15 protein-coding genes and 1 pseudogene are annotated in these 17,384 nt (G+C 70.7%); 6 read left to right on the forward strand and 10 right to left on the reverse strand.

Going from position 1 to position 17,384, the window contains the following annotated elements; translation table 11 throughout:
• The first annotated feature begins 318 nt into the window (after positions 1–318).
• The gene (locus tag ACWCRJ_RS30240; RefSeq protein WP_450942276.1) at positions 319–1,395 is read left to right on the forward strand and encodes a hypothetical protein; all 1,077 of its coding nucleotides are present in this window, start codon (positions 319–321) and stop codon (positions 1,393–1,395) included.
• A gap of 186 nt (positions 1,396–1,581) precedes the next feature.
• Here the strand turns inward: ACWCRJ_RS30240 and ACWCRJ_RS30245 are convergent, their stop codons facing one another.
• The 4 genes from ACWCRJ_RS30245 to ACWCRJ_RS30260 all read right to left on the reverse strand — a co-directional run bounded on the left by ACWCRJ_RS30245 (position 1,582) and on the right by ACWCRJ_RS30260 (position 4,923).
• A complete protein-coding gene (locus tag ACWCRJ_RS30245) occupies positions 1,582–2,619 on the reverse strand; it encodes a 2,3-butanediol dehydrogenase (RefSeq protein WP_450942277.1) in 1,038 nt (345 codons plus the stop codon).
• Between the two features lie 11 nt (positions 2,620–2,630).
• Positions 2,631–3,164, reverse strand: coding sequence for a 2,4'-dihydroxyacetophenone dioxygenase family protein (locus ACWCRJ_RS30250; protein ID WP_450942278.1), 534 nt, complete (start codon positions 3,162–3,164; stop codon positions 2,631–2,633).
• Between the two features lie 423 nt (positions 3,165–3,587).
• Positions 3,588–4,631 (reverse strand): zinc-binding dehydrogenase, encoded by a 1,044-nt coding sequence (locus ACWCRJ_RS30255; protein WP_450942279.1) that lies wholly within the window; start codon positions 4,629–4,631, stop codon positions 3,588–3,590.
• Positions 4,632–4,713: 82 nt separating this feature from the next.
• Complete coding sequence (locus tag ACWCRJ_RS30260) at positions 4,714–4,923, reverse strand: hypothetical protein (protein ID WP_450942280.1); 210 nt, start codon at positions 4,921–4,923, stop codon at positions 4,714–4,716.
• Positions 4,924–5,057: 134 nt separating this feature from the next.
• On the opposite strand from ACWCRJ_RS30260, the gene ACWCRJ_RS30265 reads away from it, so the two are divergent.
• Together ACWCRJ_RS30265 and ACWCRJ_RS30270 are read left to right on the forward strand one after the other, a co-directional pair.
• Positions 5,058–5,969 carry a helix-turn-helix transcriptional regulator gene (locus ACWCRJ_RS30265; protein ID WP_450942281.1) on the forward strand — a complete coding sequence of 304 codons (912 nt, stop codon included), beginning with the start codon at positions 5,058–5,060 and terminating at the stop codon, positions 5,967–5,969.
• Between the two features lie 269 nt (positions 5,970–6,238).
• A complete protein-coding gene (locus tag ACWCRJ_RS30270; protein ID WP_450942282.1) occupies positions 6,239–8,527 on the forward strand; it encodes an outer membrane protein assembly factor BamB family protein in 2,289 nt (762 codons plus the stop codon).
• Positions 8,528–8,657: 130 nt separating this feature from the next.
• On the opposite strand, the pseudogene ACWCRJ_RS30275 reads toward ACWCRJ_RS30270, so the two are convergent.
• Positions 8,658–8,996: pseudogene (locus ACWCRJ_RS30275) on the reverse strand (hypothetical protein); the annotation flags it as partial.
• A gap of 61 nt (positions 8,997–9,057) precedes the next feature.
• On the reverse strand, positions 9,058–9,498 hold the full coding sequence (locus tag ACWCRJ_RS30280) for a VOC family protein (protein WP_450942283.1): 441 nt from the start codon (positions 9,496–9,498) through the stop codon (positions 9,058–9,060).
• A gap of 174 nt (positions 9,499–9,672) precedes the next feature.
• Between ACWCRJ_RS30280 and ACWCRJ_RS30285 the strand changes: the two genes are divergently transcribed.
• Entirely contained in the window at positions 9,673–9,825 is a 153-nt protein-coding gene (locus ACWCRJ_RS30285) for a hypothetical protein (protein ID WP_450942284.1), read from the forward strand.
• Between the two features lie 167 nt (positions 9,826–9,992).
• Positions 9,993–11,684, forward strand: a complete 1,692-nt coding sequence (locus ACWCRJ_RS30290; protein WP_450942285.1) for a TROVE domain-containing protein — start codon at positions 9,993–9,995, stop codon at positions 11,682–11,684.
• Positions 11,685–11,843: 159 nt separating this feature from the next.
• Here the strand turns inward: ACWCRJ_RS30290 and ACWCRJ_RS30295 are convergent, their stop codons facing one another.
• Genes ACWCRJ_RS30295 through ACWCRJ_RS30310 form a run of 4 tightly spaced genes read right to left on the reverse strand, consistent with a single transcriptional unit; the run spans position 11,844 to position 15,601 of the window.
• Complete coding sequence (locus tag ACWCRJ_RS30295) at positions 11,844–12,458, reverse strand: GTP-binding protein (protein ID WP_450942286.1); 615 nt, start codon at positions 12,456–12,458, stop codon at positions 11,844–11,846.
• Positions 12,406–12,852, reverse strand: coding sequence for a DUF742 domain-containing protein (locus ACWCRJ_RS30300; protein WP_046918264.1), 447 nt, complete (start codon positions 12,850–12,852; stop codon positions 12,406–12,408). Before ACWCRJ_RS30300 ends, ACWCRJ_RS30295 begins: the two co-directional genes overlap by 53 nt.
• A gap of 26 nt (positions 12,853–12,878) precedes the next feature.
• Complete coding sequence (locus ACWCRJ_RS30305; RefSeq protein ID WP_450942336.1) at positions 12,879–13,349, reverse strand: roadblock/LC7 domain-containing protein; 471 nt, start codon at positions 13,347–13,349, stop codon at positions 12,879–12,881.
• A gap of 2 nt (positions 13,350–13,351) precedes the next feature.
• On the reverse strand, positions 13,352–15,601 hold the full coding sequence (locus ACWCRJ_RS30310) for an ATP-binding protein (RefSeq protein ID WP_450942337.1): 2,250 nt from the start codon (positions 15,599–15,601) through the stop codon (positions 13,352–13,354).
• A 598-nt stretch (positions 15,602–16,199) separates the two neighbouring features.
• On the opposite strand from ACWCRJ_RS30310, the gene ACWCRJ_RS30315 reads away from it, so the two are divergent.
• On the forward strand, positions 16,200–17,342 hold the full coding sequence (locus ACWCRJ_RS30315; RefSeq protein ID WP_450942287.1) for a substrate-binding domain-containing protein: 1,143 nt from the start codon (positions 16,200–16,202) through the stop codon (positions 17,340–17,342).
• The last annotated feature ends 42 nt before the right edge of the window (positions 17,343–17,384 follow it).

Raw genomic sequence — 17,384 nt, forward strand, 5'->3', positions numbered from 1 at the left:
ACTGCCTCCGAACAGCCATGATGGACCTGACACTCACTCAAGCCCCGTAAGGCCGGCCGGGCAGCGCCTGCTGAGGAGTGGCGACTTCCTGGCTTCGCTGGAGCACCACGCCGGCTGGGGCATCAGAGCACGATCCGACACCTCAACTGTCCGGAACTACACCTTTCAATAGTCATGCGGCACATTGACCCCACGGTGCCGTCGCGGTTGCATGCTTGTGGTCCTCCGGTGGGGAGCCGGAGAAGGACCACATCCTGTCCTGGGGGGACGATGAGGGGAAGCACGAACCGGAGCGCCACCAGAGGTGTGCGGGCCGTCTTGAGCGCCACGGTCGTGGTCTGCGCGGTCACGGCGGCGCTGCCCGCAGAAACCACTTCGGCCGGGACCATGACCGCGGCGCGCGCCGCGAGCGACAGCGCAGCCGCAGTGGAGCGGATCAGTGTCGCGACCGACGGCGCCCAGGGTGACGGCGACTCCGCCGGCGCCACGATCACGACCGACGGCGGGCGTATCGCCTTCTCGTCGTCGGCACAGAACTTCACACCCTCCAATCCGACGACCGGGGAAAGGGTGTTCGTCCGCGACCAGCAGACGAGTCGGACCACGATGATGGTCACTCTCACCCGCCCGATCCAGCGACCGGTGATCAGCGGTGACGGGAAATACGTCGCCCTGTGGGGGCAGTTGTTCAAGGACACGAAGTCCTTCCTGTCCCAGGTGAGTTCGGCCAGCACGATCGGCATCACCTGCCCGGGCCTCGGCTGCAGCCAGCCGTCGCTGAGCGAGGACGGCCATCTCCTCGCCCAGGTCGCCACCTTCACCCGGCCGCCGTCCCGACAGCGCATCGAGGTACGGGACTGGCACACCGACACCGCCCAGACCGTCGCCGAGTTCGACCACAACGTCTCCTCCCGGCCGTCCATCAGCGGCGACGGCCGCTTTGTCGCCTACCAGGACGGCCGGGCGGAGGACGTGTTGGTGTGGGACCGGACCGACGGCACCTCCACCGGCCCGATCGAGGGCCCCTCCAGAGCGGCGACCCTGGTCCAGCTCAGCAAGGACGGCAGCAAGGTCGTCTACCTCTCCGGCGCGGACACCTACGTCCAGGACACCGGCACGGGCACCGTCCAGCTCCTGCCGAACGTACGGGGCGTGGCCATCGATCCCACCGGCCGCTACCTGCTGTACGCCCCCCAGGACACGAACGAGCCCTCGCTCAGCCTGCGCGACCTGGAGACAGGCACCGACGAGATCGTCGCGAACCAGCCCGCCTCGGCCGGAACCGACTCGGTCAGCAGCGGGGGACGCGACGTGGTCTTCAGCTCAACCGCCGACGACATCGTGCCCGACGACACCAACGGCAAGTCCGACGTCTTCATCCGCCGCTTCCACTGATCACCCCCGGTCAGCAGCCAAGAGCCGTCCCCGCGCCGATCCCCGAGGTGCCGCCGGTAACGAGGGCCCGGCGGCCCACGAACCCACCGATCGCCGACACACTCCGCTTGACGAACTCACCGCGCCGTGGCGGTCGTTCCACGAACTCACCGCTCACCGGCGCTCCAGGCCTCGCCGACTCGTCGCTCACCGAGGTCCCTCCCCGGGTCGTACCAGTACTTTGACCTGCTCCTCGCCGCCGGGCAGCGCCTCGAACCCGTCCCGCACGACGTGCTCCAGAGCGATGGTGGACGTGACGATCCCCGCCAGGTCCACGCCCTCCTCGGCCACCAGGCGGATCAGTTCGGGATGGGCGTCGCGGTAGCCCACACTCGTCATGAGCGTCTGTTCGTTGTTGACCAGGGCGAAGGCGTCCAGGGAGACCGTGCCGGTCAGACCGAGGAACATCACCCGGCCGCCGCGTCGAGTGGCGGCCAGGCAGGCGCGCAGCGTGCTCTGCGAGCCGACCGCCTCGAACACGACGTCCGCTCCCTCGCCGTCCACGACGTCCCCCAGGCCCGCACCGGCCGCGGCGGCACCCAGCCGTAGCGCCAGGGCACGGCGGCCCGCCGACCGGTCCGCGGCGACGACACTCCCGGCGCCGTACCGGACCGCGAGTTGGGTCACGAGCAACCCGATCGGGCCCAGGCCGAGGACGGCGACATTCTCGCCGGGGAGGATCCCCGCCCGCCGCACCGCGTGCAGGGCCACAGCCGCCGGCTCGAACACCGCCGCCTGCTCCAGCGAGACCGCCCCGGGCAGCCTGTGCAGCATGTACGCGGGTACCGTGGCGCGCTCCGCCAGACCGCCGTGCCCCATGAGCCCGGCGAACCCGAAGTGCCGGCAGATGTTGTACTCCCCCGCGAGGCAGCGTGGGCAACTGCCGCACCGGTAGTGCGGCTCGACCGCCACCCGGTCCCCCGGGACGAAATCGGTGACGCCGCTGCCGACCTCGGTGACGGTGCCGCAGAACTCGTGCCCCAGGACGAGCGGAGCGGCCACCCCGGACTCCGGGTGCGGGCTGCCCACAGGGATGGCGTGCGGCCCGTCGGCGTACTCGTGCAGGTCACTGCCGCAGATCCCGCAGTAGGCGACCTCGATCATCACCTCGCCGGGCCCGGGGGGTTTCGCGGGAACGTCTTCGACGCGTATGTCCTTCGCCCCGTACCAGACCGCCGCCTTCATACGGCTCCTCCTCAGCGGAACAGGGAGTCGACGTGGTCGGCGCCGAGTCCGACCCGTTCGTAGTGCTCGCGGCACATCTTGATGTAGTCGTGTACATCGAAGAAGCCGTCGGGCTCGCCGTTCTCGTCCAGCCAGATGAGCGGGCCCTTGACGATGAAGAACGCCTTCATCGGCTCACCGCTGTGGTACGCGACCAGGGTGTGGCCCTCGCCCGGGGCCTCGTAGACGAAGTCGCCGGCCGTCGCCGTCCAGGGGCGCTCCAGATAGCCCCACTTGCCGGAGATCGTGTACGCGAACACCTCGTGCGGGTGGTAGTGCCGGTTGACCAGGCCCGCTTCCTCGGCCCGCAGGATGTCGGCCCAGCTGTTGTCCTTGACGTTGATCCACAGCGGGCGGGAGCTGACGGTGTCGGTGAACGGGACGTAGTAACGGTCGTCGTCCGTGGCCACCTTGGACAGGTAGACCTCGGGCAGGGCATCGGGGCGGACGGAGTTCTCGATCGGCTTGAGGTGGGTCCAGAACTCGCCGGTCGGCATGTCGGGCATGTGGGGGCCTCTCTCGTCACGGGTTGTACGGAGTGAACCCCGACAGGACCGGCGCCGTCTTTCCGCCGGCGGACCTGACCGCTTGCAGATTCCGGACATGCGCCGTCGGCGTGCTCGGCCGGCGACCCCTGCGGCCACGCGCTCGTCTCGCCGAGAGCCGTCCCGCCCCGGCTGCCCTGTGCACGACCACCGAGGGCGCCATCCCACGACGGTGATCGCCCTCAAGTTCACGCCCGGGTGTTCCCCGGTCGCCGGCCCGGCCTCCGATGGACCCGGGCAGCCTGTCCGACCAACCCGAGTCCCAGGAGTCGTCGCCCAGCACGCCACATCTGCGTGTGGCTCCGCCGCTCTCCGGAGGTCGTGGCCTGGGCCGTGGACCTGCCGGACGCAACCGCGGCGGACAGCGAGCTGGGCGTCAGCGGGTCAGGGCTTGATGAGGACCTTCAGGCTCTTGCGGTCGGCCATGTCCTGGTAGCCGGCCGGGACGCCGTCGAGGTCGGTGGTGGCGTCGAAGACCTTCCCCGGCTCGATGCTGCCGTCGAGGATGTCGGGCATCAGTTCCTCGATGTAGGCGCGGACCGGTGCGGGGCCGCCTGCCAGGCGGATGTTGTGGCGGAAGAGGCTGCCGAAGCCGACGGGTGCCTCCTCGTACTGGGGCACGCCGACGCGGCTGATCACGCCGCCGGGGCGGACGACGCCGAGTGCCTGCTCGTAGGCGGGCATGTGGCCGACCGCTTCCAGGACCACGTGCGTGCCGTGTCCGCCGGTCAGGTCGCGGACGGCTTCGATGCCTTCCTCGCCGCGGGCGGAGACGACGTCGGTGGCGCCGAGCTCGCGGCCGAGGTCGGTGCGGGTCCGGTGCCGGCCCATGAGGATGATCTGTTCCGCGCCGAGCCGCTTGGCGGAGAGGACCGCCAGCAGGCCGACGGCGCCGTCGCCGATCACGGTGACCCGGGTGCGCTTGTCGACACCGCCCGCGACGGCAGCGTGGTAGCCGGTGCCGAAGACGTCCGAGAGGGTCAGCAGGGACGGGATGAGGGCGGAGTCCGCCGCGACGGGCAGCTTGACCAGGGTTCCGTCGGCGAGCGGGACGCGGACCGCTTCGGCCTGACCGCCTTCCTCCACCTCGCCGTCCCAGAAGTTGGCCTGCGGGTGCGCGCAGGAGGTGTGCAGGCCCTCGCGGCAGAACGCGCAGGTGTTGTCGGAGATCGCGAACGGGGCGACGACCAGGTCGCCGCGCTTGACGGTGGTCACGTCCGATCCGGTGTCCTCGACGATGCCGATGAACTCGTGCCCCATCCGGGCGGGACCGTCCTCGGGCTTCATCGATCCGTAGGGGTGCAGGTCACTGCCGCAGACGCAGGAGGCGGTGATCCGGACCAGGGCGTCGGTCGGGTGCTTGACGACCGGGTCGGGGACGTTCTCCACGCGGATGTCGCCGGCGCCGTACATGAGGGTCGCGCGCATGAGGTGCTCTCCAGTGTGGTGATGGTGTGGTGCGGATGGTGCTGGTCGGTGGTTCCTGGGCGAGTGCACGCCCTGGCCGGTCTCAAGCGTGTTCGGCACGACCGGCCGGCGCACTCGCAACGTGCGTCGAGCCCGCCGCCGCGGCTCGGCGGTGGCGGTGCAGGGCGAGGACGGTGGTGGGGATCAGGGTGAGGGCGGCGATGGCGGTGCCGACCACGGCGGGCGCCGGCTGGCGCGGCTGCTCGGCACGTGCTTCGGCGGGGACGTGGAGGGTTCCTCCTCGCGTACTCAAGGTTCATCTCCGTGGGGTCGTGATCGGGGTGCGTGTCCCAGGAGACCGGCTTCGGCGCGGGCGGAGAAGGTCGCGTCTATAGGGGGTACAAGCTCAACCTCCCTTCCCGGAGCTCCGTGGCTACCGTGGAACGCATGGATGACCAACACGATCACCGTGCGGAGATCCGGGACTTTCTCGCCAGCCGCCGCGCGAAGATCACTCCGGAGCAGGCCGGGCTGCCCACCAGCGGCCGACGTCGGGTGCCGGGACTGCGGCGAGAGGAGGTCGCCGTGCTCGCCGGCGTGAGCACCGAGTGGTACACCCGCCTGGAGAAGGGCCACATCAGCGGCGTGTCCGAAGACGTCCTGGCCGCGGTCGCCCAGACCCTGCGGCTGGACGAGGACGAGCGCACCTACCTCTTCGACCTGGCCCGCGCCGCCCGGCCCGCGCGCCGCAAGCCGTCCCGCCGCCGGGACGCCGAGGTGCCGCCCCGCATCCAGTGGCTGCTGAACTCCATCACGATGTCGGCCGCCTTCGTACGCAACGGCCGCCTGGACGTCATCGCCCACAACGCGCTCGGCCGGGCCCTGCACGCGCCGATGTTCGACAGCCCCACGACCGACGAAGGCGGCCGTCCCAACTTCGCCCGCTACCACCTCCTCGACCCCGGCTCACGGGGTTTCTTCGTCGACTGGGACGCCGGCGCCACCGCCACGGTCGCGTTGCTGCGTGCCGAGGCCGGGCGTGAACCGCACGACCGCGCCCTGCGCGAGCTGATCGGCGAACTGTCCACGCTCAGCGCCGACTTCCGCACCATGTGGGCCGCGCACGACGTCCGTATCCGCCACGAGGGCACCAAGCGACTGCGGCACCCCGAGGTCGGCCTCCTGGAGCTGACCTACCAGTCTCTGGCCCTGCCCCTCTCGCAGCGGGCCGTGCACGACCTGAGCCTCTACACCGCCGAACCCGGCAGCACCTCCGAAGAACGCCTCCGGCTCCTCGCCAGCCTGGCGGCCACAGCCGCTCCCGTCCGGACGACGAAGCCCACCGACCAGCTGCACTGAACGGCCGTTCAGGGCGGCGGGGCGGTCCCCCGTGCAGGGGCCGGTCATCGGGCTGAGGAACGGTCGGCCATGGCGGACTTTTCGCGCCCGCCCGCGCCGATGCCTGCATGTGTCCAGTTTTGTGACGCACGGTTTCCCAGGACGACGACGCGAGCGCCTCTTCATGTGCCGTGAGTGGGCGGGCGGGGCACTACGATCACCCGCGTGTCCTGCGTGGCCCGGGTGCCGCATAGGGGGGTCCAGCGGCGTTGTTGGGTTGAGGGAGCGTCATGACGGGGCGAATGCTGGCGAGTCGCTACGAGTTGGAGGTGCTGCTCGGGCGCGGGGGAATGGGCGAGGTCTGGGTCGCGCATGACACCCGTATACAGCGGCGGGTGGCGGTCAAGCTCCTCCAGCCGCACCTGGAGGGCGGCGAGGGGACCCGGCTGTTCTTCCGCGAGGCGCGGACGGCCGGTGGCCTCAACCACCCCGGCATCGTCACCGTCCACGATCTGGGTGAGGACACGGACGGCACGCTCTTCCTGGTCATGGAGATGCTCTCGGGCCGGGATCTGTCGACCGTGCTCCGCAAGGACGGCCCGCCGCCGGTCGCCGACGCGCTCGGCTGGACCGCCCAGGCGGCGGACGCCCTGGCCGCCGCCCATGCCGCGGGCATCGTGCACCGCGACCTCAAGCCCGCGAACCTGATGCTCACCGACGCCGGCCTGCTCAAGATCCTCGACTTCGGCATCGCGCGCTACGCGGCCACGACCACGGCGAGCAGCGCGGTGGTGGGGACCGTGGCCTATATGCCGCCGGAGCGGCTGGCCGGGCGGGCGGGCGACAGCCGGGCGGACCTCTACGCGCTGGGCTGCGTGCTGTACGAACTCCTCACCGGTGAGCGGCTGTTCGGGGATCTGGAGACCGCCGCACTGCTGGTGGCCCACCTCCAGCAGGTTCCGTCGGCGCCCAGCCAGGTGCGTCCGGGGCCGGGACCGGAGGTGGACGCGCTGGTGCTGGAGCTGCTGGCGAAGGATCCCGATGACCGTCCCGCCACGGCCGCCGAGGTCCGTGACCGACTGCGTGCCGCCCTGCCCGCCTCCCCGCGTTCCGGGCCGGACGCCGTGACGGTGCCCGCCGGTCCGGTCGCGACGACACAGCCGGCCGCTCCCGCGCGACCCCGCCGGCCGGGACCGGGTGGAGCGCCGGATGGACCGCCCGGAGCGCCGAACGGAGGGGCCGGGCGCGGCCCGGCGGGCGACGACGCTCCCACGGCCGTCCGCACCGTCGCCGCGTCCACCCCGACCGCGCCGACGTGGGCCACCGCGCCCCGGGGACGCTCCGCAGCCGACTCCGTGACGTTCGGACTTCCGACATGGGCCACGCAGACGGCCCCGGCCTCACCTCCGACGCCCGGCGGCACCCCCTTCACGGACCCGGTGTCCGTCTCGGTCACCGTCGGGCCGAGGGCGCGACGCGCCCGACCCTGGGCCCCGGTGCTGGCGGGTGGTCTGGCCGCCGCGGTCGTGGTCGCGGGTCTCGCCGCCGGCGGGATGGCCCTCGCGTCGGGCCTCACCGGCTTGTACAGCGGCGCCGATTCCGAGGACTCCCCTTCGGGCGGCACCCGATGGACCTTCGCCACCACCGGAGCCGTCAAGTCGGCGCCCGTGGTGTCGGGCGACACCGTCTACGTCACCAGCAACGACCGCAAGGTGTACGCCCTGAACGCGGCCACCGGCGCCCGCAAGTGGGCCTACCGCACCGGCGAGGCGATCGAGGCCTCGCCGTTCGTGTCGGGCGGCACGGTCTACGTCGGCAGCCGCGACGGCAAGGTGTACGCCTTGGACGCCGCCACCGGCGACAAGAAGTGGGCCTACACCACCGCGTCCGGGGTCGAGTCCACACCGGTCGAGGCCGACGGCACGGTGTACGTCGGCAGCGGCGACGCCCAGGTGTACGCCCTGGACGCACGGACCGGCGCCCGGAAATGGGCGCACCGGACCGAGGGCCCCGTCGAGACACGTCCCGTGGTGGCGGGCGGCACGGTCTACGTAGGCAGCGGCGACTACAAGGTGTACGCCCTGGACGCCGCCACCGGCGACGAGAAGTGGACGTATCCGACCCGCGACTGGATCGAGTCGGCACCGGTCCTGTCGGGTGACACGCTCTACGTCGGCAGCCGGGACAAGACGCTCTACGCCCTCGACGCGGCGACCGGCACGGAGAGGTGGTCCGTCGCCAGCGGCGACTGGCAGGGTTCCGCCCCCGCGGTGGTCGGCGACACCGTCTACGCCTCCGGGGAGGGCGAACTGATGGCCCTGGACGCGAAGACGGGCCGCCGCACGTGGGAGAGCACCTCCGTCGGTTACGGCACCCCCTACAGTCCGGTGGTGTCCGAGGGCGTCGTGTACGTGGTCAGCGGCGACCACGTGTACGCGGTGGACGCGACCACGGGAGACACGAACTGGAATGCGACCACCACCGCCATGGCCGGCTCCGCGCCTGCCGTGGCCGACGGCACGGTCTATGTGGGCGACGACGAGGGCAAGGTGTACGCCATCAGCAAGGACGGGGACTGAGACCGCCGGCCGCACCCGGGGCGCATGCGCGGCGAGGGGCGAAGCTCCCGGCATGTCGCCGTCGGGGGCCAGGGAGCGCTTGTGCTCCACGACGTGGTGGCCCGCGCTGGTGCGGAGGTACGTCGCGATGTGCCGCGTCATGCACGGGCACGGGGAACTGGACGCGGATGAGCCGTTCCGCGACCCACAGCCTGTTCATGACGTCCTGGGCCGTCAGGTACCGGTCGTGGGTGTCGCCCCACTCGGTAGGTCGGCTGAACGCGGAGCGTTCTGCCTCGGCCCCCACCTCGATGAACCGCTCCAGCAGCGCCAGCCGTTCTGCGCGCCGGGCCTCCGACAGGGAGATCTGCTGTCGTTGCTGTCCAGCGCGCTCCGCCGAAAGCTGAGTTCTGTGCTGGACGAGATAGGACAACGAGCCACCGAGGACGCCACAGGACCGAGCCCGCGTCCAGCGCGTCTTCGCCCGGATGGGCGATCATCTACGGGACAGCAACTGGCGTTGCGCTCCGCGGAGGTTCGGCCCCGCCTTCTCAGCGCAGTTGCTCGGCCAGTCCGACGATGATGCCCTCCGGGCCGCGGACGTAGCAGAGCAGATAGCTGTCCTCGAACCGGGCGATCTCTCCGACGAGTTCGGCGCCGTGAGGGCGTAGGCGGGCGACGGTGTCCTCCAGGTCGTCGACGGCGAACATGACGCGGTGCGTGCCCAGGATGTTGTGGGGCCGGTTGCGCGGCTCGTCGCGGGTCGCCGCCGGGCTGCGGTACCTCGCCAGTTCGATCCGGCTGTGACCGTCCGGGGTCCGGACCATCGCGATGTCGCACCGGACGCCGTCCAGCCCGGTGCACCGGTCGGCGACGAGGCCCTCGACCTCCGCCCTGCCCTCCAGCTCCATACCGAGTTCGACGAAGAACGCGATGGCGGCATCCATGTCCTCGACGACGATGCCGACGTTGTCCATCCGCTGAATCGCCATGCCGGATCCTCCCTCATTCCCGTGCGGCCGGTGATGCCCGCCGTCACCCCTGGGACGGAGCAGCCGGCGCGCTCTCGACATCCTCACACCGCCGAACCCGCAAAGCCCGGATCGCACCTGGAGCGACACGACGCGTCGAGGGTCTGTGGCCGGCTCCTCCGGACCATCCGGCCTGTGAGCGTCGTCGCCGTGACACTCGATCCCGACTTCGTCTACCTCGTCGGACGGTTGCTCCCCTTGGTGGGCGAGGTACTCCCCGAGGCAGGCGGCGCGGTGCAGGCCTGCCTGACGATGACCCACAACCGTCTACGGGACGCGCTGCAATAAATGGCGTGCGCGCGCTCGCCGCTTCGATTAGCGTGCGTGTCCGACGCCTTCCGATGCGCTGTGCCCCGGTTACTTCCTTCTGAGACCGCAACACCACCCCGGTGCCACTACTGATCTCGGAAGGCGTCTCTCCTTCTTCCAGGAACGTCTCCCAAGGGACCTTCTGCATGCCCCATTTCAACCGTCAGCGAGCCAAGTCCGAAGCCAGGAGCGAGATCCAGGCGGAGATACCGGGCCTCACCGCTGGCGGAGCGACCTCGTCGCTCTCCACCCACGGCCGGTGGCTGCTCCCGCCGTCCGCCACCACACCGGGCCTGCGGCCCCCGTCCGCGCACCGTCTCCACAACCGTACGCACCAGGGTGGCACCGCGTACGCCCGCACGCCCAAGACGGAACTCTTCCTGCTGGCCATGGCCAACATGGTCGGCCATCACACCTTCTACGAGGACGCCGCCGCCCGCGACGAGCGCTACGAGCAGTTGGTGCGCAGGCTCGCCGTCAGCGATCCGGAGTGGACCCTCGGTCTGCTGGGCTGGCTCCGGACCGAGGCCCACATGCGCACCGCCTCCCTCGTGGGCGCCGCCGGGTTCGTGCGGGCCAGGCTGGACGCGGGGGCCGTCGGCTTCTCGCGGCAGGCCGTGTCCGCCGTCCTCCAACGGGCCGACGAGCCGGGTGAGTTGCTGGCGTACTGGACATCTCGGCACGGGCGCAGAATCCCGCAGCCGCTCAAGCGCGGAATCGCCGACGCCGCACGACGTCTGTACACCGGGCGCGCGCTCCTCAAGTACGACACCGCCTCACGCCCCTACCGTTTCGGCGACGTCATCGAACTCACCCACCCCTCCCCCGACCCCCGACGTCCTTGGCAGGGTGACCTGTTCAAGTACGCGATCGACCGCCGTCACCACCCCGACCGCGCTCTTCCCCCGGCCGGCGAGACGCTGCTCGCCGCACACCGGGAGCTGCTGGCCGTACCGGTCGGGGAACGGCGTGCCCTGGTCACCGCCCCGGGTGGCGATGAGCGGTTGAGCGCGGCGGGGATGACCTGGGAGGCGGTGGCGGGCTGGCTGCAGGGGCCGCTCGACGCGGCGGTGTGGGAGGCGCTGCTCCCCTCGATGGGGGCGATGGCACTCGTACGCAATCTGCGCAACCTCGACCAGGCCGGCGTGAGCGACCGGGCCGCCGCCGAGGTCGCCGCGCGGATCTCCAGCCCGGACGAGGTGCGCCGCTCGCGGCAGTTCCCGTTCCGCTACCTTGCCGCCCATCGCAACGCGCCCTCGCGACGCTGGGAGAAGGCTCTGGAGACAGCCCTCGGGCACTCCCTGGCCAATGTCCCCGAACTGCCCGGCCGGACGCTGATCCTGGTGGACCGGTCGGGCTCGATGTTCGACCGGCCCAGCGAGCACACCCAGCTCAACCGGGCGGATTCGGCGGCCATCTTCGGTACGGCGTTGGCCCAGCGGGCCGCGCGGGCCGACCTGGTGGAGTTCGGGTCGGACAGCCGTCGCGTCGAACTCGCCCCGGGTGAGCCCGTACTGGGCGTCCTGGATCGTTTCCATGACCTCGGCGGCACCAACACGGCCCTGGCGCTCAGGCGGCACTACGACCGTCACGACCGGGTGGTCGTGGTGACCGACGAACAGGCCGGGCCCGGTCAGTGGTCCAACCCGCTGCAGACGGTCCCTCTCCGCACCCCCGTCTACACCTGGAACCTGGCCGGCTACGCCCCGGCACACGCCCCGTCCGGCCCGCACCACCACACCTTCGGCGGCCTGAGCGACGCCGCGTTCCGGCTGATCCCTCTCATCGAAGCCGGCCGGGACTCCAAGTGGCCCTGGGAGACGGCTCCGTCCGAGTGACGCAGTACGCAGGTGGCCGTGGAGGCGGCGATCCCGGTCATCGCCGCTCGACGACCACACCGCGGACACGTGCCAGGCTCCTGCCCGCGGTCCCCCGGCCCGGGCGTGGGGACGGATGTGGCCGTGGGTGTCGCCCCGACTCCTCCCAGCAGGCCGGCCTCACGTGACCGCGGCCGCTTCGGCGCGGGACAGGGCGACGTCGAGTACGACGAGAAGCGCGTCGCGGACGGAGCCGGTGCGGCGGGCGTCGAAGACGGTCAGGGGGACGTGTTCGGCGATGTCCAGAGCCCATCGCACCTCATCGAGGTCGTGTTCGACCTCTCCGTCGAAAGCGTTGACGGCGACCGCGAAGGGGATGCGCTTGTGCTCGAAGTAGTCGACTGCCGCGTAGCAGTCGTCGAGGCGGCGCGTGTCGACGATGACCAGGGCGCCGACAGCGCCGTCGACGATGTCGTCCCACATGAAGCCGAAGCGGTCCTGGCCCGGTGTCCCGAACAGGTACAGCTTCAGGGTCGGGTCGAGGGTGATGCAGCCGAAGTCCATGGCGACGGTGGTGGTGGTCTTGTCCGGCGTGTGCGTGAGGTCGTCCACGCCTGCGGCGACCTCGGTGATCGCGGCCTCGGTGGTGAGGGGGCGTATCTCGGAGATCGAGCCCACGGTGGTGGTCTTGCCGACCCCGAACCCGCCGGCGATGACCAGCTTGACCGGCAGCGGCGGCTGTTCAACCGCTGTCGCGGAGTGTGCCCCGTGAGTCGGGGACGGCTCGGAGACCATTGATGACCCTTCGCAGTACGGAGATGTCCTGGGCGATCCTGGCGTGCGGTACGTAGATCGCCAGGTGCCCTGCGGCACACAGGTCTTCGGCGAGTACACGGACCACGTTGAGGTGCAGTCGCAGGCGTGCGGCCAGTTCCGCGACCGACTGCGGCCGTCGGCAGGCGGCGACGATGTCGTGGTGTTCGAAGGCGAGCCGGCCGAGGAGGGAGAGCCCGGCGGCCGTCGAGACGATCTGGGTCTCGATCGGGATGGGCGCGGCCGGCCCTCCCCCCGACACCCGGCCGGCGGTCAGCAGGAACGGTCGGACCGCTGGGGCACGGCCGACCGGATCCGCCGTGTCGTGCCAGGTTTCTTCGTCTGTCTCGTGTGGTTCTCGCCCACCGTCGGCCATGAGGGCCTCCTGCCTCGCGGGATGGGTCAGCCGACGACTGGGGTGCCGACGCTGTTCTTCAGCTCGATCACCAGTTGCGGGGTGAGTGCGGCTCCGGCGCGGTTGGCGAAGAGGGTCATCTCGTAGGCGATGTTGCCCAGTTTCGCCTCTTTGGAGGCGACCACGCCGAGCACGGCGCCGTTGCCGATGGCGGAGACCAGTACGTGGCCGCCCTCCAGGTCGATGATGACCTTGTTGAGGCCGCCGAGGCCGTAGTTCCCGGAGACGCCGGCGGCGAGGCTGGTGACGCCGGAGACGATTGCGGCGAGCCGCTCGGAGTCGGCTCTGTCGCGGAGTTGGGAGACCGCGATCAGCAGACCGTCGGAGGACACCGCGATGGCGTCGACGACACCGGCGGTCTCCGTGGCGAAACGGTCGAGCAGCCAGGTGAAGTCGGCCGCCGCGGTACGCAGGTCGGTGGCCTGCGTCTGTTCGGGGGTGCTGTCCTCTGCCGACATGGTCACTGCCCGTCTCCTTCTGGCCTTCTGGGGTTTTCTCGTGTCGCGGTCGTGCGGGCTGGGCCCGGGGCCGTGGCGCTGTCCTGTTCGGCTCTGCGGACTGCGGCCTCGAATTCGTCGAGTTCCGCGCGGACGGCGTCGGCGTCCGCGGGCTGTCGCGCCGTGGGAATGTGTTGTTCGGCTTCCGTGGCGGTCACGGTGAGCGTCGCGCCCCGGACTCGCCGGCGCAGTGGCCGGGCGGTGATCGAGGGGGACGCGCCGTCGGGCGCGTCGGCGTTCGGGGTGTGGGGGCGGAGCGGAGCGCGCCGGGGCAGAGCGCCCTCCGGCGGGAGGGCGACCGGCCGACGTTCGGGAGCGGCGGCCGGTGCGGGCGCGGCGGCCCTCGGGGTGAACGCCTGGACGGTTCTGTTCTGGCCGGCGTGGGCCGGTGAGGCGTCCAGGGGGCTCATGGCCAGCAGAAGCGTGGCCGGGATCCATACGGTGCTGGTGACGCCACCGCCCGGTGTGCGGCTCAAGGTCACCTGCAGATTCAGGTGGCGGGCGAGGCTGCCGACCACGAAGAGGCCGAGCACCTTGGTCGGTACGAGGTCGAGGCGTTCGCGGCGGACGAGGCGGGCGTTCTCCTCGGCGAGGCGTTCCGCGCTCATGCCGAGGCCGTGGTCGATGATCTCGACCAGGGCGCCGCCGTCCCTGGTGACGTCGGTGCCGGGCCGGACGACCACTTCGACGGGGGTGTCGGAGGGGGAGAACGCGACCGCGTTCTCCATCAGTTCGGCCAGCAGCAGGGTCAGGTCGCCGGTGATGTCGGGTCCGACGGTGATGTCCGTCTCGGAGCGCAGCAACACTCGCTGGTATCCCTCGATCCGGCCGAGGCCCGAACGTATGACGTCGGCCAGGGTGACCGGCCGGGCCTCGACGTCGGTCTCCCGGATTCCGGCGAGCAGCATCAGGCTGTCGGCGTTGCGCTGGAGGCGTACGGCGATGTGGTCGATGCGGTAGAGCCGGTCCAGGAGGTCGGGATCGGTCTCCTCCCGTTCCACGGCGTCGATCAGCAGGAGCTGCCTCGTGGTCAGATTGCTGACTCTGCGCCCGACGTTGCCGAACATCTCGGCGATGTTGCGGCGGCTGAGGACCTGGCGCTCCAGCAGCGCGGCGGCGGTGTCCTGCACCCGGTTGAACGCCTCGGCCAGTTCGCCGATCTCGTCGCGTACCGGGACCGGTATCGCCCGCGGGCTGAAGGGGGTGCTGTCGACGAGTTCGTCGTCCGCGACCCGGGCGAGCTCCTCGTCGGCGGCTTCGACCACCTGCTGGGCGGAGCCGGTCAGAGCCACCAGGGGACGGACGACCGAGCGCCGGACCAGAACACAGAAGGCCAGCCAGGCGGCGAACCCGAGCAGGGCCACACCGAGCAGGATCCATGCCTTGCGCAGGGCGTCCGCGGAGGCGGAGTCGGCCTGTGCGGCGGTCTGCTCGATCAGTGTCCGGGTGACGCCGAGGCGGGTCTCGGCCTGCCGCTCACCGGCGGTGATCTTCTCGCGCAGTTCCCGGGTCGTCTGCGACTGCAGGGCCGACGGATCGATCTGGAGTGCCGCGAACTGGGACTCGATGTCGTTCTCTTCGGATGCGCGCTCGATGGCCGCCATGCTGAGCACCTGTGCCGGCGTGGCCATGCGGCCGAATCGGTCCGACTGGTAGGTGTACAGCTCGTGGGCGCCGACCGCGCGGGTGTACTCGGTGAGGGCGTTGGCGTCGCGGGTCTGGGCGGAGAACACCGCGCTCTCGAAGGCCGCGTGGGCGGCGTCGGCGCGCAGGATCGCGTCCAGCAGATGGGGCACCGACGTCGCCGAGGAGGCCGAGGTCACGGCGAAGAGGTCGAGCCCGATGCCGTCGATCAGGTAGCCGACCGCGGCCGCGTAGGCGGGGTCGATGTTGGCGGCGGGGACGTAGTCCCGGCCGAGCTTCTCCCGAAGGACATCCAGGCCGGTGATGTAGGTCAGGGCCTGTTCCTCCTCGGCCGGCAGGCTCGTCCCGAAGGCGGACCGCACGGCGGTGACCTGCGCGTCGGTGGCCTGCTGTGCCTCGCGATACGCGGTGGTCGACGGCCGGGCGGCTCCGGGGCGAGCCGCCTCGTACTGCACCGACAGCAGCAGTGCCAGCCGGTGTTCGGCCTGTACGTCGTTGATGAGGGTCGCGACCTGCTCGCTGTCGCGCACGAGTTCGGCGATCCGGTCGGCGTCGCCGGCCTGTTCCATCTGTCCGGTGACGCCGACGGCGAGCAGCACTCCGACGACCACGACGGGCGCGACGACCAGGATGTTGAGCTTCCGGCGGAACGGCCACCGGGCGAGAACGGAGCCCGCCTTCCGTCGGAACGGAGAAGTCCGGTCTCTCTGCCCGGGCGGCGGCTCCACTGGGTTCGCGGGCACGCTGGTCTCCTTGGGTGTGTTCTGATCGGCGGCGGTCGGGATGCTGTCACCGACGGACCGTCGACGACCGGGGAACTGACCTGACGCTCTCGCGACGGGGCAGCGGGCGTGAGCGACCGGACCCGCGCGCAGGTCGCCACATCGCGCCACGTGTCCGGATCTCGTCGGCCGGAGACTATCGCCTTTGTGATCGCTGTGAACCTCTATGTAACCAATACGTGATTACGAATTGTTCACGCATGCCTACCGAACGACGTCCTCGGCGTGGATGACCACGTGGGAGCCCTGCTACATTCCCACCGCGACAGCCTCCCGGCCACAGCCTGGGGCACGTCATGACCGCTGCGCCACCAGCCGTGTGGCTGGATCGGTCTCCTCCCCCCACCCCGTTCCGTAGCCCCTCGCGCCCACTTGAGGAGACCCCGTGCACTCCACCCGCAAGGCGACCGCGGCAGCCATCGCGCTCCTGGCCGTGGCCACCGCCGCCACCGGCTGCGAGAGCGGTTCGACCACCACCGCGACAACCGCCGCTTCCCAGGAACCGGGCTGCCCCACCGCCCTCACCAAGGCGAAGCAGGCCGTCAAGGAAGCCGAGGACGTCAACGCCCCCTGGAGCGGCCCCACCACCGGACCCGAAGCCGTTCCCGGCAGAACCATCGTCTACGTCGCCCAGACCATGACCAACCCCGGCGTCTCCGGCGTCGCCAGGGGCGTCCAGGAAGCAGCCAAGATCATCGGCTGGGACGTACGCACCATCGACGGAGGGGGCACGCCCACCGGCATCCGGGATGCCTTCGCCGAAGCAATCGCCCTCGAACCCTCCGGCATCGTCATCGGCGGCTTCGACCCCAACTCCGTGACCAAGCAGGTCCAACAGGCGGGCGCCGCGGGGATACCCCTGATCGGCTGGCACGCCACGGCCACCCCCGGACCCAGCAAGAATCCCAAGCTGTTCAGCAACATCACCACCCACGTCGAGGACGTCGCGAGGATCAGCGCCGACTGGATCATCGCCCGGTCCAACGGCCGCGCCGGCGTGGTGCTGTTCACCGACGCCTCGATACCGTTCGCGAAGCGGAAGTCAGAGCTGATCAAGAAGGAACTCGCCGCCTGCTCCGGCATCGATCTGCTGAGCTACGAGAACATCCCCATCCCTCAGGCCAACAGCCGCACCGTCGAGAGGGTCTCCGCCCTCCACTCACGCTTCGGCGACAAGTGGACCTACTCCGCGGCCATCAACGACCTGTACTTCGACCACGCCGCGCCCGCCCTGCGCGCCGCGGACCGGAAGGGCGACGGCGCACCGTTCAACATCGGTGCCGGCGACGGCGACCCCTCGGCCTTCCAGCGCATCAACGGCAAGCAGTATCAGTCCGCCACCGTGCCCGAGCCGTTGTCGGAACAGGGCTGGCAGATCATCGACGAGTTCAACCGGGCCTTCACGAACGAACCGGCCAGCTCCTACGTCGCCCCCGTCCACATCACCACCGCGGCCAACAGCGGCGGGGCCCTGTCCTGGGACTCCGAGGGCTACCGCAGGGCCTACCGCAAGATCTGGGAGAAGTAGTGGCAACGGGCGACCGGCCGCAGTCGTGCCGTGCCGCGAACC

The sequence above is a fragment of the Streptomyces sp. NPDC002324 genome (assembly GCF_053593335.1).